General features: G+C 62.8%; 21 protein-coding genes. 8 read left to right on the forward strand and 13 right to left on the reverse strand.

Going from position 1 to position 22,450, the window contains the following annotated elements:
• Positions 1-21: 21 nt before the first annotated feature.
• Positions 22-2,061: a methionine--tRNA ligase gene (gene metG, locus PRJ_RS05900; protein WP_014860064.1), complete on the reverse strand. Its 2,040-nt coding sequence runs from the start codon at positions 2,059-2,061 to the stop codon at positions 22-24.
• Positions 2,062-2,219: 158 nt separating this feature from the next.
• Here metG and apbC point away from each other — a divergent pair, with 158 nt between their 5' ends.
• On the forward strand, positions 2,220-3,314 hold the full coding sequence (gene apbC, locus PRJ_RS05905; protein WP_003254924.1) for an iron-sulfur cluster carrier protein ApbC: 1,095 nt from the start codon (positions 2,220-2,222) through the stop codon (positions 3,312-3,314).
• A 167-nt stretch (positions 3,315-3,481) separates the two neighbouring features.
• Here apbC and PRJ_RS05910 read toward each other — a convergent pair whose 3' ends face one another.
• Complete coding sequence (locus PRJ_RS05910) at positions 3,482-3,691, reverse strand: cold-shock protein (RefSeq protein ID WP_003254922.1); 210 nt, start codon at positions 3,689-3,691, stop codon at positions 3,482-3,484.
• A gap of 327 nt (positions 3,692-4,018) precedes the next feature.
• Between PRJ_RS05910 and dcd the strand changes: the two genes are divergently transcribed.
• Both dcd and PRJ_RS05920 read left to right on the forward strand, forming a co-directional pair.
• On the forward strand, positions 4,019-4,585 hold the full coding sequence (dcd, locus tag PRJ_RS05915) for a dCTP deaminase (protein WP_003254920.1): 567 nt from the start codon (positions 4,019-4,021) through the stop codon (positions 4,583-4,585).
• Positions 4,586-4,679: 94 nt separating this feature from the next.
• A complete protein-coding gene (locus tag PRJ_RS05920) occupies positions 4,680-4,907 on the forward strand; it encodes a hypothetical protein (RefSeq protein WP_003254918.1) in 228 nt (75 codons plus the stop codon).
• 6 nt (positions 4,908-4,913) lie between these two features.
• Here the strand turns inward: PRJ_RS05920 and pdeM are convergent, their stop codons facing one another.
• The 7 genes from pdeM to PRJ_RS05955 form a co-directional block, all read right to left on the reverse strand.
• Positions 4,914-5,564 carry a ligase-associated DNA damage response endonuclease PdeM gene (pdeM, locus tag PRJ_RS05925; RefSeq protein WP_104960923.1) on the reverse strand — a complete coding sequence of 217 codons (651 nt, stop codon included), beginning with the start codon at positions 5,562-5,564 and terminating at the stop codon, positions 4,914-4,916.
• A complete protein-coding gene (locus PRJ_RS05930; protein WP_104960924.1) occupies positions 5,561-8,011 on the reverse strand; it encodes a ligase-associated DNA damage response DEXH box helicase in 2,451 nt (816 codons plus the stop codon). Before PRJ_RS05930 ends, pdeM begins: the two co-directional genes overlap by 4 nt.
• Before the next feature lie 67 nt (positions 8,012-8,078).
• Entirely contained in the window at positions 8,079-9,194 is a 1,116-nt protein-coding gene (locus PRJ_RS05935) for a succinylglutamate desuccinylase/aspartoacylase family protein (protein ID WP_104960925.1), read from the reverse strand.
• Positions 9,195-9,307: 113 nt separating this feature from the next.
• The gene (locus tag PRJ_RS05940) at positions 9,308-10,966 is read right to left on the reverse strand and encodes an ATP-dependent DNA ligase (protein WP_104960926.1); all 1,659 of its coding nucleotides are present in this window, start codon (positions 10,964-10,966) and stop codon (positions 9,308-9,310) included.
• The gene (locus tag PRJ_RS05945) at positions 10,963-11,979 is read right to left on the reverse strand and encodes a ligase-associated DNA damage response exonuclease (RefSeq protein ID WP_020191305.1); all 1,017 of its coding nucleotides are present in this window, start codon (positions 11,977-11,979) and stop codon (positions 10,963-10,965) included. Before PRJ_RS05945 ends, PRJ_RS05940 begins: the two co-directional genes overlap by 4 nt.
• A gap of 127 nt (positions 11,980-12,106) precedes the next feature.
• Positions 12,107-14,548: a penicillin acylase family protein gene (locus PRJ_RS05950; RefSeq protein WP_104960927.1), complete on the reverse strand. Its 2,442-nt coding sequence runs from the start codon at positions 14,546-14,548 to the stop codon at positions 12,107-12,109.
• An 85-nt stretch (positions 14,549-14,633) separates the two neighbouring features.
• The gene (locus PRJ_RS05955; protein ID WP_064492956.1) at positions 14,634-15,992 is read right to left on the reverse strand and encodes a PLP-dependent aminotransferase family protein; all 1,359 of its coding nucleotides are present in this window, start codon (positions 15,990-15,992) and stop codon (positions 14,634-14,636) included.
• 172 nt (positions 15,993-16,164) lie between these two features.
• Here PRJ_RS05955 and PRJ_RS05960 point away from each other — a divergent pair, with 172 nt between their 5' ends.
• Genes PRJ_RS05960 through PRJ_RS05975 form a run of 4 tightly spaced genes read left to right on the forward strand, consistent with a single transcriptional unit; the run spans position 16,165 to position 19,770 of the window.
• A complete protein-coding gene (locus PRJ_RS05960; RefSeq protein WP_177409993.1) occupies positions 16,165-16,878 on the forward strand; it encodes a serine O-acetyltransferase in 714 nt (237 codons plus the stop codon).
• A complete protein-coding gene (locus tag PRJ_RS05965; RefSeq protein WP_010952274.1) occupies positions 16,875-17,663 on the forward strand; it encodes an alanyl-tRNA editing protein in 789 nt (262 codons plus the stop codon). The genes PRJ_RS05960 and PRJ_RS05965 overlap by 4 nt, the downstream gene beginning before the upstream one ends.
• Entirely contained in the window at positions 17,660-18,871 is a 1,212-nt protein-coding gene (locus PRJ_RS05970) for an MFS transporter (RefSeq protein WP_014589932.1), read from the forward strand. Before PRJ_RS05965 ends, PRJ_RS05970 begins: the two co-directional genes overlap by 4 nt.
• Positions 18,868-19,770 (forward strand): pyridoxal-phosphate dependent enzyme, encoded by a 903-nt coding sequence (locus tag PRJ_RS05975; RefSeq protein WP_014589933.1) that lies wholly within the window; start codon positions 18,868-18,870, stop codon positions 19,768-19,770. Before PRJ_RS05970 ends, PRJ_RS05975 begins: the two co-directional genes overlap by 4 nt.
• Positions 19,771-19,937: 167 nt before the next feature.
• On the opposite strand, the gene PRJ_RS05980 is transcribed toward PRJ_RS05975, so the two are convergent.
• From PRJ_RS05980 to PRJ_RS05995, 4 genes are read right to left on the reverse strand one after another with little or no spacing between them, the layout of a single operon-like run.
• Positions 19,938-20,135, reverse strand: coding sequence for an SEC-C metal-binding domain-containing protein (locus PRJ_RS05980; protein ID WP_003254900.1), 198 nt, complete (start codon positions 20,133-20,135; stop codon positions 19,938-19,940).
• 7 nt (positions 20,136-20,142) lie between these two features.
• Positions 20,143-20,616, reverse strand: coding sequence for an LEA type 2 family protein (locus PRJ_RS05985; RefSeq protein WP_104960928.1), 474 nt, complete (start codon positions 20,614-20,616; stop codon positions 20,143-20,145).
• 2 nt (positions 20,617-20,618) lie between these two features.
• Positions 20,619-21,095: a YchJ family protein gene (locus tag PRJ_RS05990; protein ID WP_029615445.1), complete on the reverse strand. Its 477-nt coding sequence runs from the start codon at positions 21,093-21,095 to the stop codon at positions 20,619-20,621.
• A gap of 2 nt (positions 21,096-21,097) precedes the next feature.
• Positions 21,098-21,592, reverse strand: a complete 495-nt coding sequence (locus tag PRJ_RS05995; RefSeq protein ID WP_020191311.1) for a DUF6231 family protein — start codon at positions 21,590-21,592, stop codon at positions 21,098-21,100.
• A 159-nt stretch (positions 21,593-21,751) separates the two neighbouring features.
• Here PRJ_RS05995 and PRJ_RS06000 point away from each other — a divergent pair, with 159 nt between their 5' ends.
• A complete protein-coding gene (locus tag PRJ_RS06000; protein WP_010952284.1) occupies positions 21,752-22,444 on the forward strand; it encodes an OmpA family protein in 693 nt (230 codons plus the stop codon).
• The last annotated feature ends 6 nt before the right edge of the window (positions 22,445-22,450 follow it).

A 22,450-nucleotide genomic window follows, 5' to 3' on the forward strand; every position in this document is an offset into this window, starting at 1 on the left:
CCACAATGGCCCGCAGGGCGGTTACTTGATGCGCTGGCCTGGCTTGGCGCCGCTGTCCGGGCTCAGCAGGTAGATTTCTTCGCCGCCAGGGCCGGCAGCCATGACCATGCCTTCGGACACGCCAAAGCGCATCTTCCGGGGTTTGAGGTTGGCGACCATCATGGTCAGGCGGCCCTCCAGCTTGGACGGGTCTGGGTAGGCCGACTTGATGCCGGAGAACACGTTGCGGCGCTCGTCACCAATGTCCAGGGTCAGTTGCAGCAACTTGTCGGCACCCGCCACGGCTTCAGCCTTGACGATCAGCGCCACACGCAGGTCGACGGCAGCGAAGGTATCGAACTCGATCTCTGCCGACAGCGGGTCCTTGGCCAGCTCGCCATTGCCCGCCGGGGCCTTGGCTTCGGCAGCCAGCAGGTCTTCCTTGCTGGCAGCGACCATGGCTTCGACCTTGGCCGGCTCGATACGGCTCATCAAGGCCTTGAACGGGTTAAGCGTGTGGTTTTCCAGGCGTGTCAGGTGGTCGTTCCAGGTCAGCGGGGCCACGTTGAGGAAAGCCTCGGCGTCAGCGGCCAGCACCGGCAGTACCGGTTTGAGGAAGATCACCAGCTGGCGGAACAGGTTGATGCCTTGGGCGCAGATGGCCTGGACTTCATCCTGCTTGCCTTCCTGCTTGGCCAGTGACCACGGTGCCTTGTCGGCGATCCAGGCGTTGGCGCGGTCGGCCAGTGCCATGATTTCGCGCATGGCGCGGCCAAAATCACGGGCCTCATAGGCTTCGGCGATGGAAGGTGCGGCAGCCAGGAAGGCTTCGGTCAGCTCAGGCGCGGCATCACCGCTTACCATCACACCCTCGTTGCCCTTGTGGATGAAACCGGCGCAGCGGCTGGCAATGTTGACGACCTTGCCGACCAGGTCGGAGTTGACCTTCTGCACGAAGTCTTCCAGGTTCAGGTCCAGGTCGTCGACGCCACGGCCCAGCTTGGCCGCATAGTAGTAACGCAGGTATTCCGGCTGCAGGTGGTCCAGGTAGGTGCGGGCCTTGATGAAGGTGCCGCGCGACTTGGACATCTTGGCGCCGTTGACCGTCAGGTAGCCGTGCACGTTGACCGCGGTCGGCTTGCGGAAGCCGGCGCCTTCGAGCATGGCTGGCCAGAACAGGGCGTGGAAGTTGACGATGTCCTTGCCGATGAAGTGGTACAGCTCGGCCTTGGAGCCTTCGTTCCAGAAGGCGTCGAAGTCCAGCTCCGGGCGGCGTGCGCAGAGGTTCTTGAAGCTGGCCATGTAGCCGATCGGCGCATCCAGCCATACGTAGAAGTACTTGCCAGGCTCACCCGGGATCTCGAAGCCGAAGTACGGCGCGTCGCGGGAGATATCCCACTCCTGCAGGCCGGAATCCAGCCATTCCGCCAGCTTGTTGGCTACCGCGTCCTGCAGGGTGCCGCTTCGGGTCCATTGCTGCAGCATGGCCTGGAAGTCTGGCAGCTTGAAGAAAAAGTGCTGGGAATCACGCAGTACCGGGGTGGCACCGGAGATCGCTGACTTGGGGTTCTTCAGCTCGGTGGGTGCGTAGGTGGCGCCGCATTTTTCGCAGTTGTCGCCGTACTGGTCTTCGGCCGCGCACTTCGGGCAGGTGCCCTTGATGAAGCGGTCGGCGAGGAACATGCCTTTTTCCGGGTCGAAGTACTGGGTCACCGAACGGGTGGCGATGTGCCCGGCTTCACGCAGGCGCGAGTAGATCAGGCTCGACAGCTCGCGGTTCTCTTCGCTGTGGGTGGAGTGGAAGTTGTCGAAGTCCACCAGGAAGTCGGCGAAATCGCTGCTGTGCTCGGCCTGGACGTTGGCGATCAGCTGTTCCGGGGTGATGCCTTCCTTTTCGGCGCGCAGCATGATGGCCGAACCGTGGGCGTCGTCGGCGCAGACATAGATGCACTGGTTGCCGCGCAGCTTCTGGAAGCGCACCCACATGTCCGTCTGGATGTACTCCAGCATATGGCCGAGATGGATCGATCCATTGGCATAGGGCAGGGCGCTGGTGACGAGAATCTGGCGTGGCTCGGACATGGTGGCTCGGCTACTTATCTGGCTACGGGGTAAAAATGAGGATGATCGGCCACTATAAAGGGCTGGCGAAGATATTTCACCCCGCAAGCGCATCTGCTGACGATTGACGGGTTAGGATAGGCGGCTGTTTTACATTCAGTTTGCCAATGGGAGTCTCCATGAGTGCCGTCACCCGTGCCGCCGTTGAAGGCGTGCTTCGCCAGTACACCGACCCCTACCTGAACCAGGATCCGGTCAGCGCCGGCTGCGTGCGCGCCATCGATATCCAGGGCGGGCAGGTCAGCGTGCAGTTGCAGTTGGGTTATGCCGCAGGGCTGTTCAAGAACGGCTGGGCCCAGGTGCTGCAGACCGCCATTGGCAGCCTTGAGGGGGTCACTGGCGCTCAGGTTTCGATCGATTGCGTGGTGGCCGCGCACAAGGCCCAGGCCCAGGTGCCAGCCATGGCCAACGTCAAGAACATCATCGCCGTGGCCTCGGGCAAGGGCGGTGTGGGCAAGTCGACCACCGCGGCCAACCTGGCCTTGGCCCTCGCACGCGAAGGCGCACGGGTAGGTATTCTCGATGCCGATATCTACGGCCCCAGTCAGGGGGTGATGTTCGGCATCGCCGAGGGCACCCGTCCACAGATTCGCGAGCAGAAGTGGTTCGTGCCGATCAAGGCCCACGGCGTGGAAGTCATGTCCATGGCCTTCCTCACCGACGACAACACGCCGATGGTATGGCGTGGCCCAATGGTGTCTGGCGCGCTGCTGCAACTGGTCACCCAGACCGCCTGGGATGACCTGGATTACCTGGTGATCGATATGCCACCGGGTACCGGTGACATCCAGCTGACCCTGGCACAAAAGGTACCGGTGGTCGGTTCGGTGATCGTCACCACGCCGCAGGACCTGGCGCTGCTGGATGCCAAGAAGGGCGTGGAAATGTTCCGCAAGGTCAACATTCCGGTGCTGGGCGTGGTCGAGAACATGGCCGTGCATATCTGCTCGAATTGCGGCCATGCCGAACACCTGTTCGGTGAAGGTGGCGGCGAGAAGCTGGCCAGCCAGTATGGCGTCGACCTGCTGGCGTCGCTGCCGTTGTCGATGCTGATACGTGAGCAGGCCGACAGCGGCAAGCCGACGGCGATCGCCGAGCCGGAAAGCCAGATTGCCATGGTTTACCAGGAGCTGGCTCGCCAGGTAGGCGCGCGGATCGTGCTGCAGGAAGCTGCGGCGCCGGCAATGCCCAGCATTACCATCAGCGAAGATTGACCTGCCATACCGAGTTTGCCCGCACACAGCGACTGCGCCGTACTTGAAGCCTGTGCAGTCCCTGTGGGAGCGGGCGAGCCCGCGAAGAGGCCAGCGCCTATTTCGAGCAGGCATAAAAAAACCCGCCAGAAGGCGGGTTTTTTTGAAAGCTAGGAAGCTAGATCGACTTAGGCGATCTGAACTTCTTCAGCCTGCATGCCTTTCTGGCCGCGGGTAGCGACGAAAGTAACAGCCTGGCCTTCTTTCAGGGTTTTGAAGCCGTCAGCTTGGATGGCTTTGAAGTGCACGAACAGGTCGTCGCCCGACTGAGGGGTGATGAAGCCGTAGCCTTTCTCATCGTTGAACCACTTAACAACACCGGATTGACGGTTGGACATTTTTCTGTCTCCTTGGACAATTTGATAACGGTCAGGAAAAACCCTGCCCGGGACTGAGCGCAAAGAGAGCAGAAAATTCAGCGATGGGCCGATCAGGATCGTGCATCAAACTAGAGATTCTCGGTGTCACGTGCAGCACAGTGGCAACACCTTACCCCACTTTCCGCAACCTGCCAATGGTCAGAAGACGCTTTAAGCAAATTCGGATCGGCGGCGGCTGCAGCCCCCACCCGGCGCGGGATGAGGGATGGAACTTTAACCTGGGCGCCGGGACCGGTAATATGCGCGTCACGATTTTCACCTCGCAACTCTTCAGGACACCCCGCCATGAGCATCAAATCGGACAAGTGGATTCGCCGCATGGCGCAGGAACACGGCATGATCGAGCCGTTCGTCGAGCGCCAGGTGCGCGGCGAGCAGGACAACCGCGTGATCTCCTTCGGCGTCTCCAGCTATGGATACGACGTACGCTGCGCCGACGAATTCAAGGTGTTCACCAACATCAACTCGGCCACCGTCGACCCGAAAAATTTCGATGCTGGCAGCTTCGTCGATATCAAGAGCGACGTGTGCATCATCCCGCCAAACTCTTTCGCCCTGGCGCGCACTGTCGAATATTTCCGCATTCCCCGTGACGTGCTGACCATTTGCCTGGGCAAGAGCACCTACGCCCGTTGCGGCATCATCGTCAACGTCACGCCGCTCGAGCCCGAGTGGGAAGGCCATGTGACGTTGGAGTTCTCCAACACCACCACGCTGCCGGCAAAGATCTACGCCAACGAAGGCGTGGCGCAGATGCTGTTCTTGCAGTCCGACGAAGAGTGCGAAGTGTCGTACAAGGACCGTGGCGGCAAATACCAGGGCCAACGCGGCGTCACCCTGCCGCGTACCTGAGCCGACAAGCGCGGGGAATTACCCGCGCCTTTGGCACTCCAACGAAGTAACGCCGGTGTGCATGATGTACATCGGCTTTCGTCAGGAGCAGCCAATGAAACTCCATCCCGCAATCAGTGCCAAGCTGGCAGGCCTGCAGCCCAATCACGTTGGGTTGTTGCCCTGGTCACTGCTGGCGCACCCGCTGCCCATGCAGGCGGGGGGCGTGCCCCATCAGCCTGACCCCGATACCCCGCAACCGCCGGAACCCGGTGAGACGCCTCCCATGGAGCCGGGTGAGCCGACCTTGCCGGACGAGCCGCCTCCCGCCCCTGTGGCCTGAGCGTCGCTAAAGCGGCCAGACGCGGTCAGCGCCAGCCAGGTACAGCCGGCTGGCGCTGGCGGGGGTGATTTCCCACCCCCCGGTGAACTCACCGAATGCAGGTAGCAGGCTGACTTGCTCATCGATCACGAAGCAAGGCAGACGCAAGCGCTGACGGGCCTTGCCGCGCAGGACGAAGACCGGGTGTACATGGCCCGCCAGTACCGGGTGTGTGCGGTGCGGCTGCGGTTCGTGCTGCAGGGCAAAGGGCCCCAGAACCCAAGGCTCGTCCACGACCTGAATATCGAGCGAGGCAGGTGGATCGCCGGCGTTGCGATCATGATTGCCGCGTATGAGCACCACTTTCAGATTTTTGTGCCGCTTCCGCCAATCCTCCACCTTGGCCAGCGTTGCCGGGGCGCGGGCCGTGCGGGCATGCAGAAAGTCGCCCAGGATGATCAGTTGTTCGCAGTCATGCTCGGCCAGCAGGCGATCGAGCCTGACGAGTGTCGCCTCAGTCGTTCCGCGTGGCACTGGTTGATGCAGGGCGCGGTAGCTGGCGGCCTTTCCGATGTGCACGTCGGCCACCAGCAGGGCGCGGCGGGCGGGCCAGTAGATGGCTTTGTCGGCGAGCAGCCAGAGCACCTGCCCCCAGTGTTCGATGGGTTGGTAATTCATCCCGCGTCCGCCGCTTGTTCCAGTTCCGCCACCATCCGCGCGATGCGGTCTGCCAGCTTCTCGGTGCTCAATGTCTCGCGCATGCCTTCCACCAACAAGGCAAACGCCAGGGGCCCTGGCCGATTCAACGCCTGCAGGTCCAGTTGCAACTCACTCATTTTCAGCAGTTGCCGATGCAGCCGTTCAATTTCCAGCTCTTCGCTCAATACTTCATCCCGCGCCTGGCCAAGCAGCAAATTCCCCGCGTCGTGCTTGCGAAACACCTCATAGAACAGCCCGCTGGAGGCCTGGATTTGCCGCGTGCTCTTTTGCGCGGCGGGATAGCCGCCAAACACCAGCCCGGCAATCTGGGCAATTTCACGAAAGCGCCGCAGTGCCATTTCCCCGGCATTCAGGCTGGCCAGCACATCTTCCAGCAGGTCCGCGGTGCCGAGTGCTTGCGGCAGGTGACTGGCCCAGTCCACCTGGGCAGGGCTGAGGAGTTCGAATCCGTAATCGTTGACGGCAATCGACACCGACAGCGGTTGTGCGCGGCTAACCCGCCAGGCAATCAGATTGGCCAAGCCCAGGTTGGCCATGCGCCCGGCAAAGGGATACAGGAACAGGTGCCAGCCCTGGCGGGACTTGAAGGTCTCGGCCAGCAGTGTGCCTGTGGTGGGCAAGGCTGACCACTGCGCCTGGAGCGCAAGCAGCGGGCGTATTGCGCGCATTTCCGGCCCGTCAAAGCGTTCATGGGCGGCAGCATCGAGCTGCTCGACCAGCGCCTCGGCCAGTTCGCTCGAGAGCGGCATGCGCCCGCCGTTCCAGCGCGCTACCGCAGCCTTGCGCGCCGTGCTGCGACGCACATAGGCCGTCATGTTTTCCACGCGCACCAGCTCCAGTACCCGCCCGGCAAACACCAGCGTATCGCCGGGGCGCAGGCGGGCGATGAACGCTTCTTCAACACTGCCCAGCGTTTTCCCGCCGCCGCCCTTGCTCCAGTATTTCAGTTGCAGGTTGGCATCGCTGACGATGGTGCCGATGCCCATGCGGTGGCGCCGCGCCAGGCGTTCGCTGGTAACCCGGTAAACACCGTCGGCCTGGCGCTCGACGCGCTGGTAGTCCGGGTAGGCGGTCAGTGAGCTGCCGCCGTGGCAGACGAAGTCCAGCGCCCATTGCCATTGGCTGTCGCGCAACTGGCGAAAAGCCCAGGTGCTGCGCACTTCGGCGAGCAGTTGCTCCGGGCGAAAACCGCTGCCCAAGGCCATGCTGACCAGATGCTGTACCAGCACGTCCATGCACAGGCGCGGTGAAAAGCGGGCTTCGATGTGGCCGGCTATCAGCGCCTGTCGGGCCGCCGCCGCCTCCACCAGTTCCAGGCTATGGGTGGGCACCAGGGTGACCCTGGAGCGCCGCCCAGGCGCGTGTCCTGAGCGACCCGCCCGCTGCATCAGGCGGGCGATGCCCTTGGCCGAGCCGATTTGCAGCACCCGTTCCACGGGCAGAAAGTCCACGCCCAAGTCCAGGCTGGAAGTGCAGATCACCGCCTTGAGGCTGCCTTGCTTGAGGCTGCGCTCGACCCAGTCGCGGGTATCGCGGGCCAGCGAGGCGTGGTGCAGGGCGATCAGCCCGGCCCAGTCCGGGCGGGCCTCAAGCAGGGCCTGATACCAGATTTCTGCCTGGGCGCGGGTGTTGGTGAACACCAGGCTACTGGCACTGGCATCGATCTCGTGACAGACCTGGTCGAGCATCTTCAGGCCCATGTGTCCAGCCCAAGGGAAGCGCTCGATCGCTGTTGGCAGCAGGGTGTCGACTTGCAGTGCCTTGTCTTGCCGGCCTTGCACCAGCAGGCCGCCCTGGGGCAGCAAGACATCCCGTGCGTGTTGCAGGTTGCCGAGGGTTGCCGACAAGCCCCAGGTCGGTAGGCCCGGGTGCCAATGCCGCAGGCGCGCCAAGGCCAGCTGCAGTTGTACCCCGCGCTTGTTGCCAAGCAGCTCGTGCCATTCATCCACCACCACCAGTTGCAGCGTGGCGAAATCCTCACGTGCTTGTGCCCGGGTCAGCAGCAGGGTCAGGCTTTCGGGGGTGGTGATCAGCACACTGGGTAGCCGCCGGGCCTGTCGGGCGCGCTCGGCACTGTTGGTGTCGCCGCTGCGCACCCCTACGCTCCAAGGCAGCTGGAGTTCATCAAGCGGCGCTTGCAACGCACGTGCGGTGTCGGCGGCCAGGGCACGCATGGGCGTCACCCACAGCACCTGTATGGGGGCCAAGTGGCGGCCCTGGGGCCTGGGCTTGAACGCACGCAGCGCCGCGAGCCAGACCGCGTAGGTCTTGCCGGCACCGGTACTGGCATGCAGCAAACCGGACTCGCCCCGTTCGACGGCAGCCCATACTCGCCGCTGGAAGGCGAAGGGCTTCCAGCCGCGCTTGGCAAACCAGGCATTGGCGAGGTCGGTAGCAGCAGGCATGAGGCAGATGGCCCTCCGAAGGCTGTGCTTCTACAGACCACTTGCCGGCTGCAATGGTTTTACCGGATCAATTGGCCAACAGGTAGCCGCTGCGGCATACCTGTTCGCCGGCCACATGGGCGATGACCATGCCGGCGGTGGCCATGCGCCGGACGCTACGCGCATACAGCAGCCCCGGCTGGCTGTTGCGCAGGGGGGTGACTCGGTCACTGAGTGGGTCGATGACTTCGGCGATCAGTTGGCCGGCCTCCAGGTGCTGGCCCGGTCTGGCGTGGTAAACCAGCAACCCACCCAGTGGCGTTGCCACGGGTTCCACCGCAGCCAACGGCGTGGCGTGGCGTAACAGCGCGGGCAGGGGGGCGCTGGTGCCTTCGATGACACCTGCGTGGGTCAGGAAGTCGAGGATCGCCTGGCAGTCCTTGCTGGCCAGATCATGGCTGACATCCGCCTGGCCACGCAGCTCCACGGTGACCGAGCAGCAGCCCAGCGGAATCGGGAAGCGTTTGCCGAAACGTTGCTGCAATTGCCACCAGACCAGGCTGAAACATTCATCGAACGACTGCCCGCCCGAGTCGGTTGCCAGCAGGCTGGCCTGGGCGCCCAGGTAACGGGCCAAGGGTTCGATCTGGGGCCAGGCATCGGGTGTGGTGTACAGGTGCTCGACTGCTTCGAAGTCGCAGTGCAGGTCCAGCACCATATCGGCATCGCAGGCCAGGCGCTGCAGTATCAGGCGCTGGGCTTGCAGGGGTGTGCGGACCGGGTGTGCGTCCAGGCCACGGCGCAGGTATTCGCGGATCAGTGCAAGGTTGTGCGTCGGGTGCTGGGTAAGGTGTTCTTCGATCTGGTCGCCGATGCTGTCCGACAGGTCGATGAAGTTGCGATTGAAGTTCTCGCCGCTTTGCAGTTCAAAACGCCCCAATGGTGCATCCAGCAGCACTTGCTCCAAACCCACCGGGTTGGCCACCGGCACCAGTATGATCTCGCGCTGCAGTCGGCCTTGCTGTTCCAGCTCGGCCAGGCGGCGCTTGAGGTGCCAGGCTACCAGCATGCCCGGCAGCTCGTCGGCGTGCAGTGAGGCCTGGATATAGACTTTGCCTCCACTGCGGGGGCCGAAGTGGAAGCTGTGCAGTTGGCGGGTGATCCCCGGTACGGGGGAGAGCAGGTCGTGGGTTGAATGGTGCATGTTGGTCCTGGCTGCGTGGCGAAAACGGTCTGCGACACGGGTCGGCTCAAAAATAGAAGCATAGTTTCAGCGAATGCGCCTCATCCTGCAGCAGTCGGGCATCGCAAACTTTTTCAGGCCAGTAGCGCCTGCAGGGTGGCCAGGTCATCTGCTTCTTCCACTGGCTTGTCCAGCCGCCAGCGCAGCATGCGCGGAAAGCGCACGGCAATACCGCTTTTGTGGCGCCGGGACAGGGCGATGCCTTCGAAGCCCAGCTCGAACACCAACGTTGGAGTGACACTGCGCACCGGGCCGAACGTTTCCACCGTGGTCTTGCGGATGATGGCGTCGACCTTGCGCATTTCTTCGTCGCTGAGCCCTGAATAGGCCTTGGCAAAGGGCACCAACGCCCGACCAGGGGAACCTGCCGGTGCATCCCATACGGCAAAGGTGTAGTCGCTGTACAGACTGGCCCTGCGGCCGTGGCCGCGTTGGGCATAGATCAGCACCGCATCGACGCTGAAAGGGTCGATCTTCCACTTCCACCAGATGCCCATGTCCTTGGTGCGCCCCACGCCGTACAGGGCCTCGCGCTGCTTCAGCATAAGCCCTTCCACGCCCAGGCTGCGTGACTGTTCGCGCTGGCGGGCAAGGTCGGCCCAGTCCGGGCCTTGCAGCAGAGGCGACAACAGCACGGGGGCAAGTGGGTGTTCATCCACCAGGCGTTCCAGCTGGCTTCGGCGTTCGTGCTGCGGTCGGCTGCGCCAGTCCTCGCCCTGCCACTCCAGCAGGTCGTAGGCCTGCAGCACCACCGGTGCATCGTTCAGCAGTTTTTTGCCCAGCGTTTTGCGACCGATACGCTGTTGCAGCAAGGCAAACGGCTGCACGGCCAGTTCAGCCTCGGTTTCACCAGGTTTCCAGACCAGGATCTCGCCGTCGAGCACCACGCCATCGGGCAAACTCTGTGCCAGACTATGCAGTTCGGGGAAACGCTCGGTAACCAGTTCTTCGCCGCGTGACCACACCCACAGCTGGCCATCGCGCTTCACCACTTGCGCCCGAATGCCGTCCCACTTCCATTCGATTTGCCAATCGCTTGGTGGTCCGAGCAGGGTATCGAACTGATCGCTGGACACTTGCAGCGGATGGGCCAGGAAGAATGGGTAGGGCTGGCCGCCACGCTGGTTGTGTTCATCGGCGGACTCTGGGGCGATCAGCCTCTGGTAACTGGCTGCAGTCGGGCGATGGCCTGTATCGGTGTAGCCGACCAGGCGCTGGGCCACGCGTTTGGCGTCCAGCCCGGCCAGTTGCGCCAGGGCGCGGGTGACCAACAGCTTTGACACGCCCACGCGAAAGCTGCCAGTGATCAGCTTCAGGCATAGCATCAGGCTGGCACGGTCCAACCGGGCCCAGAGCGGCGGCAGGCGCTGGCGGACTTGCTCAGGCGCCAGCCCGCGCAGGGGCAGCAAGTGCTGTTCCACCCAGGTGGCCAGGCCTTCCTCGTTGCCATCAGCGTGCAGCGGCAGCAGCAGCGAAATGGTCTCGGCCAGGTCGCCCACGGCCTGATAGCTTTCTTCGAATAGCCAGTCCGGCAGGCCAGCCAGCGTCGTCGCCAGTTCGCGTAGAAGGCGGGTGGGCACCAGCTGGCGTGGGCGCCCGCCGGCCAGGAAATACACCGCCCAGGCAGCATCGTCGGCGGGCGCCATGTCGAAGTAGTCGCGCAGTGCCTCGAGCTTGGCATTGCTGGAGGTGGTCGCGTCCAGGCGCAGGAACAGCGTAGCGAAGGCTTTCATGGCGAGGGGGCGGTGTTGGGCACATCGTCTTCGTCGCCATACTCGGTGACGAAGGCGCGGGCATCCAGGCCTTGTTCGGTGAGGTAGCGCACCAGTACCTCGACCGAGCCGTGGGTGACCATCACCCGTTGGGCACCGGTCTGGCCAATGGCCCAGAGCAGGCCAGGCCAGTCGGCGTGGTCGGACAGCACAAAGCCCCGGTCCACGCCGCGCCGCCGGCGGGCGCCGCGTAGCAGCATCCAGCCGCTGGCGAAGGCATCACTGTAATCGCCAAAACGGCGCATCCAGCTACTCCCGCCGGCTGATGGGGGCGCCAGGACCAGTGCCTGGCGCAGCAGAGGATCGTTGCGCGGTATATCGCCTGCGTAGCGGGTTTCCGGCAGGCGGATACCGGCATCCCGATACACCCGGTTGAGCGGCTCCATGGCGCCATGCACGAGGATCGGGCCGATGCTGGCATCCAGCCCATGCAGAATCCGCTGGGCCTTTCCGAAGGCATAGCAGAACAGCACGCTGGCCTTGCCCTGTTCACTGTTGGCCCGCCACCAGGCATTGATGCTGGCGAAGATCTCGCTTTGGCTTGGCCAGCGGTAGATCGGCAGGCCGAAGGTCGACTCGGTGATGAAGGTGTGGCACGCCACCGGTTCGAAGGGTGTACAGGTGCCATCGGGTTCTACCTTGTAGTCACCGGATGCAACCCAGACTTCACCTCGATACTCCAGGCGCACCTGTGCCGAACCCAGCACGTGCCCGGCCGGGTGCAGGCTCAACGTCACGCCGTGGTGCAGCAGGCGCTCACCGTAGGGCAGGGTCTGCAGATTGATGTCCTGGCCCAGGCGGCTGCGCAGAATGCCGGCACCGGGGCTGGCGGTCAGATAATGGCCATTGCCGGTGCGTGCGTGGTCGCCGTGGCCATGGGTAATGACAGCCCGGTCCACGGGCCGCCAGGGGTCGATGTAGAAATCTCCGGGCGGGCAGTACAGGCCTTCGGGGCGGGCGATGACGAGGTCCATGGCACGGGCACTGGTTCTGGGGTTACCCGTTAAGAGGCATGGTGCTGGACGTTAGTTCGGATGGATTTGGGAGGGAGCTGCTGAAAAAAGTTCATCAAGCCCCCTCATGCGCCCCTGAAGAACGCCGTTACCGCCCCGGCACCAACGTAAGCCGCTGGTTGCCATACGCCCTGCCGAAGTTCTGCTGTTGCAGTGGCAGGCTCATGAAGCGCCCTTTGAACCAGGCATCCAGCCCATCGCGGTAATGCGCGCTGGCCGGGTTGCCGGACTGGCCGCTGCTGGTCAGTATCTGCAACGGTTCGGCCTGGCCGAAGTCGACGATCATCCGTGCCGAGGCTGGCAGACGCGTGTCGAAGTCGCTGCCCCAGGCGAATGGTGTGAGGGCCAGGGTAGTGAAGTCGCCGCCTGCGGCAAGCGGCGAACGGCTGATCGCATCACCCAGGCCATGGTAGGCCGGTGCCGGCCAGCGGTACTGGTGCAGCTTGCCCCACTGCCAGGTGCGTCGGTCGGCCCCCAGCTGTGCGATACCGGCCTCCATTGCGCCCGCCAGGCTGCGGGCGAGGATGGCGGGCTTGTCTTCTTTTTGCGGCGTGTTGCGGTCATCCCAGAAGGGGCTGTCATCGCGGCCCAGCAGATGATCGGCCTGCGCCGAGAATGACAAACGTGCATTGCCGACGAATGCCTGCCAGGCCGGGCCAGACTCCGGGCCCAGGTCATCGAGGAAAGTCTGTCGAGCGACCTCCTGCAAGAACAACTCGTACAGCGCGGCATCGGCCGACACCGGGCTCAGGCGGCCATCGAAGGCCTTGAGCCGGGCGAGCGTGTCGCGGGCCTTGTCGCGCTGCCCGGCGGGGAGGGCGTCGATTGCCTGCTTCAGTGGCTGGGCCATGCCGGGTGCGTCGAACATCTGCTTGAGCTTGTTGGCCAGCAAGGTTACCTGGTCGTTCTGCAGGGCCATCAGGCTGCGACTGTCGTGGCGACCGTTGCCGGCCAGCTGTGCCAGGCGTTCGGCACGCTCGGGGTAGTACCAGGTGCTGGACAGCTGCATGCCATAGCCGCGCGGCAGGCTGCGCTGGTTGGCATGGCCGATCCAGCCCGCGGGTGGGTCCTGGTCGTACGGGTGCAGCATCGGGTCGGCATAGCCGTCCCAGTCATAACGCCCGTCCCAGCCCGGCGAGGGCAGCAGGCCCTGGCCTTCGCGGCGATTGGGGTAGCGGCCACTGACTTGCCAGCCGATGTGCTCAGGCTCGGCGAAAACGAAGTTGACGGCAGCAGCCGTCACTTCACGTGTGCTGTCGAAGGCCCGCTCCACGTTCTTGGCCCGCGTCAGGTCGAACAGGGCATCCAGGCTGCGATCACCTTTGAACTGTGGCAGGTTCAGCGCCAGGCCCAGGCTGGCATTTTCTGGCTGGGCCAGCAGGGTGCCGTGGCGGGTGTCGTACATCACTTCGCGCACGGGGCGTTGGCCACGTACAAAGTAGGTTTCGCTGCGGGCGCGGGCCGGCAGCCATTTACCATCGGCCAGGTAGCTCAGCTGATTGCCTTGGCGGCGCAGCTGCTCGAGGAACAGGTCCTGATTGTCGGCCATGACCGCGCTGCTGCTCCAGGCCAGCTTGCCATTGTAGCCGGCCAGTACAATTGGCAGGCCCGGCAAGGACAGGCCGGCAACCTGATACTTGCTGGTATTGATTTGTACCGGGCTCAAGGCCCAGGCGGCGCGGCTGTCGCTGGCCAGCAGGCTCTTGCCGCTGCGGCTGCGCTGCGGGCCCAGGGCCAGGTTGGCCGACCCCGGGCTACCGAGCAGGTCGAGGTCGGCGAGCTTCTGGCTGGCAGCCGCCAGGGCTGCCAGCCCCGGCAATTGGCTGGCCAGGTTCAGGCCCTTGAGCTTGTCCACTTCCATTTCGGCCAACGGCTCGTCCGGGGCCCCGGGCAGCAACCAGGCCAGCTTGTCGCTACCGGCTTTCTGCGCCAGGGTCAGGGCGCTGAGTTCCTCTTGCAGGTTGACCGACTGGCTGAACGCGTACAGGCAGAAGATCAGCGCCGAGTCTTCAGGCTTCCAGTATTCGGGGCGATAGCCACTACTGGCCAGGCCTGCTGGCAGCTTGTCGCGGTAGCGGAACAGGTAGGCGTTGACCCCGCGCGCGTACACTTCGAAGAAGCGCTTGAGCCGTGGCGATGCGTCGGCGTATTGCTGGGCGGCACTCTGCTTGAGGTTGGCGGCGCGCATGAGGCGGTCGATATCCAGCGCCTCGCTGCCGGCCAGTTCGGCCAGGCGGCCCTGGGCGAGCAGGCGCATGGCGACCATCTGTTCGATGCGGTCACCGGCGTGCACATAGCCCAGGCTGAACAGCGCATCATGGAAGTTGCTGCTTTCGATCAGCGGCGCACCCATGGCATTGCGCCGTACCGAAACATTCTGTGCCAGGCCTTTGAGCGGCTGCACGCCGCTGGTCGGTGGCACGCTGTCCTGATAGCCGCCCGTCTGGCAGCCGGCCAGCCCGAGCATGCCGAGCAGGGTGGCAGCGGTTGCGAACCGCAGGCGGAAGGGAGGAAAGGCGGGGGCGGCCATGGCAAGGGCTCCTGCAAGGCGAGGCTGGTTTGGAAAGGCGCTAAGGTAGTAAGCGCGCAGGCGCCGTGCAAGGTCCCAGGTCGGTTTATTTGATTGCGCCGGGTCCAACGTCGAAGTGCTCGGCCAAGGCGTCGGAAAAATGCGTGCAATTGATGCGCGTGTAGCGTTGGTAGTCACGGCTCACCGCGAATGCAGAGCCGGGCATCAGCAGGATCTTGTGTTGCTCCAGTTTACGCACGAAAGGTTGCAGGTCGGGCAGGTCCGGGTGGTATACCCAGAGGAACATACCCCCTTGCGGTGCGATGTCGAACTGCCAGCCGCGCTCGAGCAGCAAGCGTTGGGTTTGCACTTGCTGGCGGATCAGGCGCTGCTGCACGTCTTTCATGTGCCGGGCATAAGTGCCATCCGACAATATGGTGTTGACGAAGCGTTCGCAAAACGCGGGGACAGCGACGCAGGTCAGCAGTTTAAGGCGTGTGAGCGGCTCGATCAGGTCTTGCGAGCAGGCAATGAACCCTACGCGCAGCGAGGCCGACAGGCATTTGGAGAAGCTGCCGATGTAGATAACCCGGTCAAGGTTGTCCAGCTCGGCAAAGGTCTGGCGCACAGCAGGGCTGAAGTCCCCGTAAACGTCGTCCTCGACCACGAAGAACTCGTGCTCCACCGCCAGGCGCAGGACGCTGAAGGCGTTGTGCGGGCTGATGTTGCTGCCGGTCGGGTTGTGGAAGGTGCTGTTGCAGAAAAACGCCTTGACCTTGTGCCTGGCCAGGTGGCTTCTCATTTCTTCCACGTCCGGCCCGTCCTGGGTCCGCCGAATGCCGACGACGTGTCCGCCAGCCAGTTGGATCAGCTTGATCAGGTTGCCGTTGCCCGGCTCGTCGACGAACACGTGGTCGCCCGGTTTGATCAGCAACCGTGCAACCAGGTCCAGGCCTTGCGTGGCCCCCAGTGTGGTCAGCAACTGGTTGGGGCGGACTTCGACACGGGTTAGCCGTTTCATGTGCACGCAGAGCTGTTTGCGCATGGGCAGGTACCCCTGGATGTCGCCGTACTCTGCCAGCGAGCTCTGCTCCAGCCGCGCCGTGCGACGAATCGCCTTGGCCAGCAGTTCGGTGTCGCGCCACGCTGGGGGCAGCCAGCCGCTGCCCAGCTTGGTGAAGTGCTGGCCGCCCTGCAGCAGCCGGAACAGCGGGTCGCCGGCCATGCATTCGGGTTCGTGGATCACGCTGGTTTGCCGGGCGCGGTTTGCCACGAAGTAGCCTCGCCCGGGTGATGCCGTCAACACACCTTCGCTGACCAGCTGGGCGTAGGCCGACACGACGTCGTGGTAACTGAAGTCCACTGCAGCGGTCAGCTTGCGGATGGAGGGCATGCGTTGCCCGGGCAACCACTCGCCTGCATCCAGGCGTTGTTTCAAAAGGTGATGAAGGCTGCAGGGGATCATGGCAGGTCCGAAACCGTTAGAAAAAAAAGCCTAACAGTTAACGGAAATGCTTGTCGACTGTTCGTTTGCAAATGGCCAGCACATGCCAATATCCCTGTGTCGGAACTTTCGGCTGCCAACAAAGGCGGCACTTTTAGCGTCTGTGCAGACCAGACAACTGGATATCAAGCCCATGCACCCTATGGACATGCAATCAGCCGTCATTGCCAGGCTTCCTGTCCCTGACGAACTGGAGTCATTCAAAGTTGTAAAGAATCTTGTGACCTCGGCGTTATTGGAGTGTTGTTCAGTCGTCGAGTTCGAAGCACTGAAAGAAACAATGGTCATAGAACATGTGACTGAACAGGCACATGCCGATTTACAGGCATTTGCCATGAAGGATCCGGCTGCCGGCCGCGACCTGGTATTCATTGCAAAAACCTACACCTCTTATTCTGCGGTTTTGCATTATCGGCTTGCCCATTGGATCTACAACAATAGCGCCGCGACCTACGGCGCCGGCGGTCAATGCCTGGCCGCCATGATCTCCAGGCGCGGAAAAATGCTTTCGGGGGCGGAGATCCATTTCCGCAGCCGCATTGGTGCGCGCTTCATCATCGATCACGGCATGGGCACCGTCATTGGTGAAACGTCGACCATTGGTGACGATTGCTACGTGCTTGGCGGCGTAACCCTGGGCGCCCGCGGTATCAGTGACAACCCCTCGAGCCCCAGGCATCCGACGTTGGGCAACCGGGTGCAGATCGGCGCTTTCGCCAGTGTGCTGGGCGCAATTCATGTCGGTGACGGTGCGTTTATCGGGCCGGGCTGCATTGTTACCAAAGACGTCCCGGCCGCTGCCCGGGTACAGGTTAAAACATCATTGCAGGTGGTATTGGAATCATGAACGCTCTGAACTATGAAGTTTTAAGAAATACCGAGAAACTGTATTACAAAGACCAGTATTTGGCGGGCGCGAATACGCAAGTAGCGCGGGTGCACAGTGACGGCATCGAGTTGCTGAGTACGGTGGCCTATCCAGAAGGGGGCGGCCAGGAAGCTGACTTCGGCACCATTGAATTACCGGTGGGTACCGTGCGATTCGTCTGGGTTAAAAAACTCTACGGTAGCCCTATTCGCCTGGAAGGTTTCAAAGGTGGAAAACTGGGCGGCATCATTATTCACAGCCTGCACCCTGATGATTTGCACTTGCTGGATGAAGTCACGGTAGGCATGCCGGCCCGCGTCACTATCGATATCGAACGGCGCGAACGGCTGACGTTGTCTCACAGTGCCAGCCACTTCCTGTATGCCGCCGCCATCGGGCTGCGTGAAGAATTGAAGCAATGGACTATCGGCTGCCATATCAAGGAGGACACGGCACGTTTCGACTTCCTGGTCGAGGACGCGTTCACGGCTGAAGACGTACTTGAAATAGAACGACGGGCGAATGAACTGATCGGCTGCGATGCGCCCATCGAGCACTACGCGGTTCAAGGCCTGGAAGACGCGCGTTTGTGGACCTACAACGGCATCGAAATCCCGTGCGGTGGCACGCACCTCGATTCGCCTCGGCGCATCGGGCGCCTTGGCGTCAAGCGCAAACGCCTGGGTAAAGGCAAGGAACGGCTGATCTGCGTGTTCCCCGAGGCCGAAATCGACCTGTCCACTTATCACGAGCACGCATTATGAACAGCACGTTACCGCGGCGCACGTACCTGTACTTCACGGCACAGTCGATCAACCTGACGACTGCCGTGATGTCGGTGACGATGGCGGCCATTGTCGGGGCTGCGCTGGCGCCTGATGCCGCATGGTCCACGGTGCCGTACGGGTTCCAGTTTCTGTGCCTGATGCTGGCAACTTATCCAGTCTCCAGGCTGATGAGCCGTATCGGCCGTAAAAAGGCGTTCATGCTGGGCGCGATTCCCCTGGCGCTGTCTGGCGTCAGCGGCTTTCTGGCGGTGGAGCACCAGCATTTTCCAACGCTGGTCCTCAGCCACTCTGCATTGGGTGTGTACATCGCGTTCGCCAACTTCAACCGGTTCGCGGCAACCGACAATCTTTCCCAGGCCTTGAAGCCCAAGGCGCTTTCGCTGGTCGTGGCGGGCGGGGTCATCGCGGCTGTCGTCGGGCCGACGCTTACCGAGTGGCTGCGTGACGTGGGTGGCTATCCACTGTTTTCGCTGTGTTATGCCGCGTTTGTCGGCCTGGCGTTGCTTTCATTGTTGATTGCGCTGTGCCTGCCCAACGATGCCGGTATGGCCAGCGCGGTCAACAGCGCAGCAAAGCCGGCCAGTGTCCGTGCCGAGCCGGCAGGCCCGAGCGTGGTTGTGGCAATGGCTGTCGCTGCCCTGGGCTACGGGATCATGAACCTGCTGATGATCCAGGCCTCGATGCATATGAAACACATGCACGAGGACTTCACTGACGTCCGTCTGGCGATCCAGTGGCATGTGATTGCCATGTTTGCCCCGTCGTTCTTCACCGGCGCCATCATCCAGCGGCTGGGTATCAAGACCACCATTTGCGCGGGCCTGGCCCTGTTGATCGGTTGCTCGGCGATGAATATCTGGTCGCACAGCTACGCCATGATGACCCTGGCACTGATTGCCCTCGGGCTGGGCTGGAACCTCACTTACGTAGGCGGAGGCGCCTTGCTGGCCCAGTCACTGCAGAACAGCCCGGCAGCGATGCAGATGCAGGGTAAAAACGACCTGGCCATTGCCATTTTTGCCACCCTCGGCGCATTCAGCCCTTCGCTGTTGCTCAGCTCGGTCGGCTGGGACGGTACCAACGCCATCTGCATGGTCCTCTGCCTGGGGCTGCTGGTTGCCACTGCCGGCCTGCTGCAGAACAAGGTCGGCCTGCAAACTTCAATGGAAGGTAGCCGCAAATGAGCGAGCTCATCAGTGTCAGCGATCGTATCTACACCAAGCTGGAAATGAACAATCCGGGCGGTAGCCACAAATATCGGGCGGCGCGGCGGATCGTCGAACATGCCGTGCGCAAGGGTGAGATCATTCCCGGGGTGACGACCGTCATCGAAAAAACCGGTGGCAGCTTCGGTTTTGGCTTGCTGGCGGCCTGCCACAAGTACCAGGTCGCCGTAGAGCTGGCGGTCGGGCTGAGCTTCAGCCAGACCAAGCGGGATCTGCTGGAGTGTTTCGGTGCCCGACTGATCGGCAAGGAAATGCTGATGGCCGGTGCCACACCCAAGGACGTGGTAATGCATCACCTGGATAACCAGGCCGCGCTGGGCAAGTCATACTTCTACACCGACCAGTTCAACAACCCGGTGGGCATCGAAGCCCATCGTTATCAGACCGCCAGTGAACTGGCCGTGCAACTGACCAACGCCGGGGCAGGGCGGCAGATCCTGTTCGTGGGCTGTGCGGGTACTGGCGCCAGTTTCACGGGTATCACCCTGGGGCTGAAGGACCATGGCTTCGAGGTGTCGACGGTGTTGGTCGACCCCAATGGCTGTGATTCGAGGGCTGGCGTGTTCGCCGATCATCGTTTTGAAGGCATGGCCGTGGGCGTTTGCCCGCCGTTCATGGACTGGTCGCTGGTGGACGAGCGGGCCCAGGTGCAACATGCAGAAATGCTGGCCGCACAGCGCTGGTTCTACATGCAGAGTGGCATTTTCGTCGGTAATACAGCCGCTGCCTGCCTGGCGGTTGCCCAGCGCATGGCCCAGCATCCGCGGTATGTCGAGACCACCCTGGTGACCATCGCCTATGATGCCGGCCTCTGGTACCAGGACCTGTTGGGGGCAAACCGGCGAAAGGCCGCGTAGCCTCCTGTGTCAGGCTCATGATCCAGAGGCTGGCACGCTACCTGTGGAAGCGGGCAAGCCCGCGAAGCAGGCGGCGCAGTGGATGGCACGGGCTTCGCCCGTGTTCGCGGGCGCGCCCGCTCCCACAGTGTTCGAGCCATCTCTCAGATTTTTATCGCGTCAGTCGATCAGGCGCCGTGGCACTTCTTGTACTTCTTCTCGCTACCGCACGGGCACGGGTCGTTACGGCCAACGTCCTTCAGGGCGTTGCGTACCGGCTCCTGGTGGCCGTGGTTGCAGTGCGGGCCGTGTACATGGCCGTGGTCGTGGTGGTGATCATGGTCATGGTTGCAGTCAGGGCCATGAACGTGGGGTTGTTGGGACATTGCAGGGTTACTCCGGTATGTAATCGTCGGGGATTATCTCACCACTGCGCGAGATGTGCAGGTCCCGATGGATGAGCAACCCGGTCGCCAGTTCGCCCTGCAGGGTGTAATGCAGCGGCTGCTTGCTTCTGAGCAGCTTGGCCAGTGGCTTCAGGTGCTGCCACAGGTTGGTTCGTGCGGTGATCTTGAAAGTGCGCCGTGCATGCCCGCCCACGCTGCGCCATACGCTGGCTTCATCCTGCACCAGTAGCAGGTCATTGAGGCGTATTGCATACGACACGTTGCGAATGAACAGGCGGCTGTCATTGGGGTTGTCGACCCGCAGGTGCAACACGAACTCCTGTTCCAGCAACCTGGCCTTGACCGTTTCGACCTCGACCAGATGCACTTCGGGCTCGCGCCAGTCCTCGCCCCAACTGGCACAGCCCGTCAGCCATGCCAGCAGCGCACCGAGCAGTAGCAGACGGGTGCGCTTGATCATGTTCAGCTCCCTACGTAGCTGGCGCAGCATTTCTTGAATTTGTGCCCGCTGGCGCAGGGGCAGGGGTCGTTGCGCCCGGCCTTCAGCCCGACCGTTGGGTCGATGAAGTACCAGCGACCGGCATGCTGGACGAAGGCCGAGCGTTCGCGGTGCTGATGATCGCCGTCTTGGTCGTGCCAGCGCGCGGTGAAGGTGACGAAGCTGTGCTCGGGTTGGCCGCCCAGCACTTCTGCGCTTTCCACCTCCAGGCCCAGCCAGGTGCTCTGTGCACTCCAGTCGGCCATGGCAGCACGGTCCAGGCCGGCTTGCTGGGCCGGTAGGGTGGTGGCTACCAGGTAGTCGACCAGGCCCAGCACGTAGGCACTGTAGCGTGAGCGCATCAGGGCTTGGGCATCCGGTGCCGGGGTACCGGCATGGTAATGCCCGCAGCAGGCGTCAAGCAGGTTGCCACTGCCACAAGGGCAGACCGAGACACTCATCATCACCACCAGTACTTGCCGAAGTTTTCAGGGTTGGCCCAGAACCTGGCATTGAGCCAGTCCGGGACCTGCTTATAGTCATGTAGATCATAGGTGAACAGGCTCAAAACCTGTTGGTCACGGCAGAATTTCTCGCTGGCCGACATGGCCAGGGCGAAAAAGTCGGTGTCCTGCCAGCCGCAGGCAGCCAGGTCGGCCAGCACTGCAACCCGGCTGGCATTGAGGTTGCGAATGCCGCCGAGCAGCTCCAGGCCGGTGCGCTTGGGCAAGTGTTCCAGGCAGTCCACCAGTACCGCCAGGTCAAAGCGCTTGGCGGCCAGTTCGGCTGGCAGCGGGCCTGGGGCGGCGGTGTCGATGGTGACCTGGGGGTGTGCCTGGGCGAAGGCGTCCAGCGCCGGAAAGCGCGTACCTACCAGCAGCAGCCGTTGTGGAGTGAAGCGCTCGAGCAGGGCTGCCAGGGCCTGTTGCGGGGTGCGTTTGGAGAAACCTTCGGTCATTGCCATTCCTCGTTCAAGTCATCCAAGACTAGCGGGCTGCGGCGTGCGGGCAAAGAGGCATGTGACCGTGTCGTAGCTTATTGCTGGCAGGGTTGGAATGCGCGGTCTTTACTCCCAGAGATCGGCCTTATGCCGATTCCCCCTAGGAGAAGCAATGAAATGAGCATAGTACGCACAGCGTTACCCCTGGTACTGCTCACCAGTGTGTTGACTGGTTGTGCAGGTTTGCAAAAAACCGACTGGCCGAAATGTGCCGCCGTCGGGGGTGTAGGCGGCGCCGCCCTGGGCGCCATCGAAAGCTCCAGCTGGGCTGGCTGGGGTGCGTTGCTGGGCGGTGGCCTGGCGGCGGGCTATTGCTGGGCCCATGGCGATGGCGACGAGGATGGCGACGGCGTGCCAGACAGCCGTGACAAGTGCCCTGGCACCCCGCGTGGTGTGCAGGTCGATGCCAACGGATGCCCGCCTGAGCCGGTTGCGGTGGTCGAAGAAGTGGTGGTGCAGAAGGAAGAAGTCATTGTCATCCGCGACGTGCACTTCGAGTTCGATTCTGCGCGCCTGACTGCCAGTGACAAAGAGCGCCTCAATACCATTGCCACGCGCCTGAAGCAGGAAGCGCCCTCTGCCCGCCTTAGCGTCAGCGGCCATACCGACAGCGTCGGTTCCGACAGCTACAACCAGAAACTGTCCGAGCGCCGTGCCCATTCGGTGACCGATTACCTGGTCGAGAGCGGTGTACCGCGCAGTAGCTTCGTTTCGGTGGTCGGCGCGGGTGAAACCCAGCCGGTGGCAGACAACGCCACGGCCGAAGGGCGTGCCATGAACCGTCGTACCGAGATCAAGATCCAGCGGTAAGACGGC

Origin of the sequence: Pseudomonas sp. XWY-1 (genome assembly GCF_002953115.1) — a bacterium.
Lineage (GTDB): Bacteria > Pseudomonadota > Gammaproteobacteria > Pseudomonadales > Pseudomonadaceae > Aquipseudomonas > Aquipseudomonas alloputida.

Excerpts from the sequence above, each read along its gene's own strand:
- PRJ_RS05970 (WP_014589932.1), top strand. The coding sequence starts at position 17,660 with ATGAACAGCACGTTACCGCGGCGCACGTACCTGTACTTCACGGCACAG.
- PRJ_RS05950 (WP_104960927.1), bottom strand. The coding sequence starts at position 14,548 with ATGGCCGCCCCCGCCTTTCCTCCCTTCCGCCTGCGGTTCGCAACCGCT.
- apbC (WP_003254924.1), top strand. The coding sequence starts at position 2,220 with ATGAGTGCCGTCACCCGTGCCGCCGTTGAAGGCGTGCTTCGCCAGTAC.
- PRJ_RS05985 (WP_104960928.1), bottom strand. The coding sequence starts at position 20,616 with ATGATCAAGCGCACCCGTCTGCTACTGCTCGGTGCGCTGCTGGCATGG.
- PRJ_RS05965 (WP_010952274.1), top strand. The coding sequence starts at position 16,875 with ATGAACGCTCTGAACTATGAAGTTTTAAGAAATACCGAGAAACTGTAT.
- PRJ_RS05960 (WP_177409993.1), top strand. The coding sequence starts at position 16,165 with ATGCACCCTATGGACATGCAATCAGCCGTCATTGCCAGGCTTCCTGTC.
- PRJ_RS05990 (WP_029615445.1), bottom strand. The coding sequence starts at position 21,095 with ATGAGTGTCTCGGTCTGCCCTTGTGGCAGTGGCAACCTGCTTGACGCC.
- PRJ_RS05975 (WP_014589933.1), top strand. The coding sequence starts at position 18,868 with ATGAGCGAGCTCATCAGTGTCAGCGATCGTATCTACACCAAGCTGGAA.
- metG (WP_014860064.1), bottom strand. The coding sequence starts at position 2,061 with ATGTCCGAGCCACGCCAGATTCTCGTCACCAGCGCCCTGCCCTATGCC.
- PRJ_RS05910 (WP_003254922.1), bottom strand. The coding sequence starts at position 3,691 with ATGTCCAACCGTCAATCCGGTGTTGTTAAGTGGTTCAACGATGAGAAA.
- PRJ_RS05920 (WP_003254918.1), top strand. The coding sequence starts at position 4,680 with ATGAAACTCCATCCCGCAATCAGTGCCAAGCTGGCAGGCCTGCAGCCC.
- PRJ_RS05955 (WP_064492956.1), bottom strand. The coding sequence starts at position 15,992 with ATGATCCCCTGCAGCCTTCATCACCTTTTGAAACAACGCCTGGATGCA.
- PRJ_RS05980 (WP_003254900.1), bottom strand. The coding sequence starts at position 20,135 with ATGTCCCAACAACCCCACGTTCATGGCCCTGACTGCAACCATGACCAT.
- PRJ_RS05930 (WP_104960924.1), bottom strand. The coding sequence starts at position 8,011 with ATGCCTGCTGCTACCGACCTCGCCAATGCCTGGTTTGCCAAGCGCGGC.
- PRJ_RS05940 (WP_104960926.1), bottom strand. The coding sequence starts at position 10,966 with ATGAAAGCCTTCGCTACGCTGTTCCTGCGCCTGGACGCGACCACCTCC.
- PRJ_RS05995 (WP_020191311.1), bottom strand. The coding sequence starts at position 21,592 with ATGACCGAAGGTTTCTCCAAACGCACCCCGCAACAGGCCCTGGCAGCC.
- PRJ_RS05945 (WP_020191305.1), bottom strand. The coding sequence starts at position 11,979 with ATGGACCTCGTCATCGCCCGCCCCGAAGGCCTGTACTGCCCGCCCGGA.
- PRJ_RS06000 (WP_010952284.1), top strand. The coding sequence starts at position 21,752 with ATGAGCATAGTACGCACAGCGTTACCCCTGGTACTGCTCACCAGTGTG.
- PRJ_RS05935 (WP_104960925.1), bottom strand. The coding sequence starts at position 9,194 with ATGCACCATTCAACCCACGACCTGCTCTCCCCCGTACCGGGGATCACC.
- dcd (WP_003254920.1), top strand. The coding sequence starts at position 4,019 with ATGAGCATCAAATCGGACAAGTGGATTCGCCGCATGGCGCAGGAACAC.
- pdeM (WP_104960923.1), bottom strand. The coding sequence starts at position 5,564 with ATGAATTACCAACCCATCGAACACTGGGGGCAGGTGCTCTGGCTGCTC.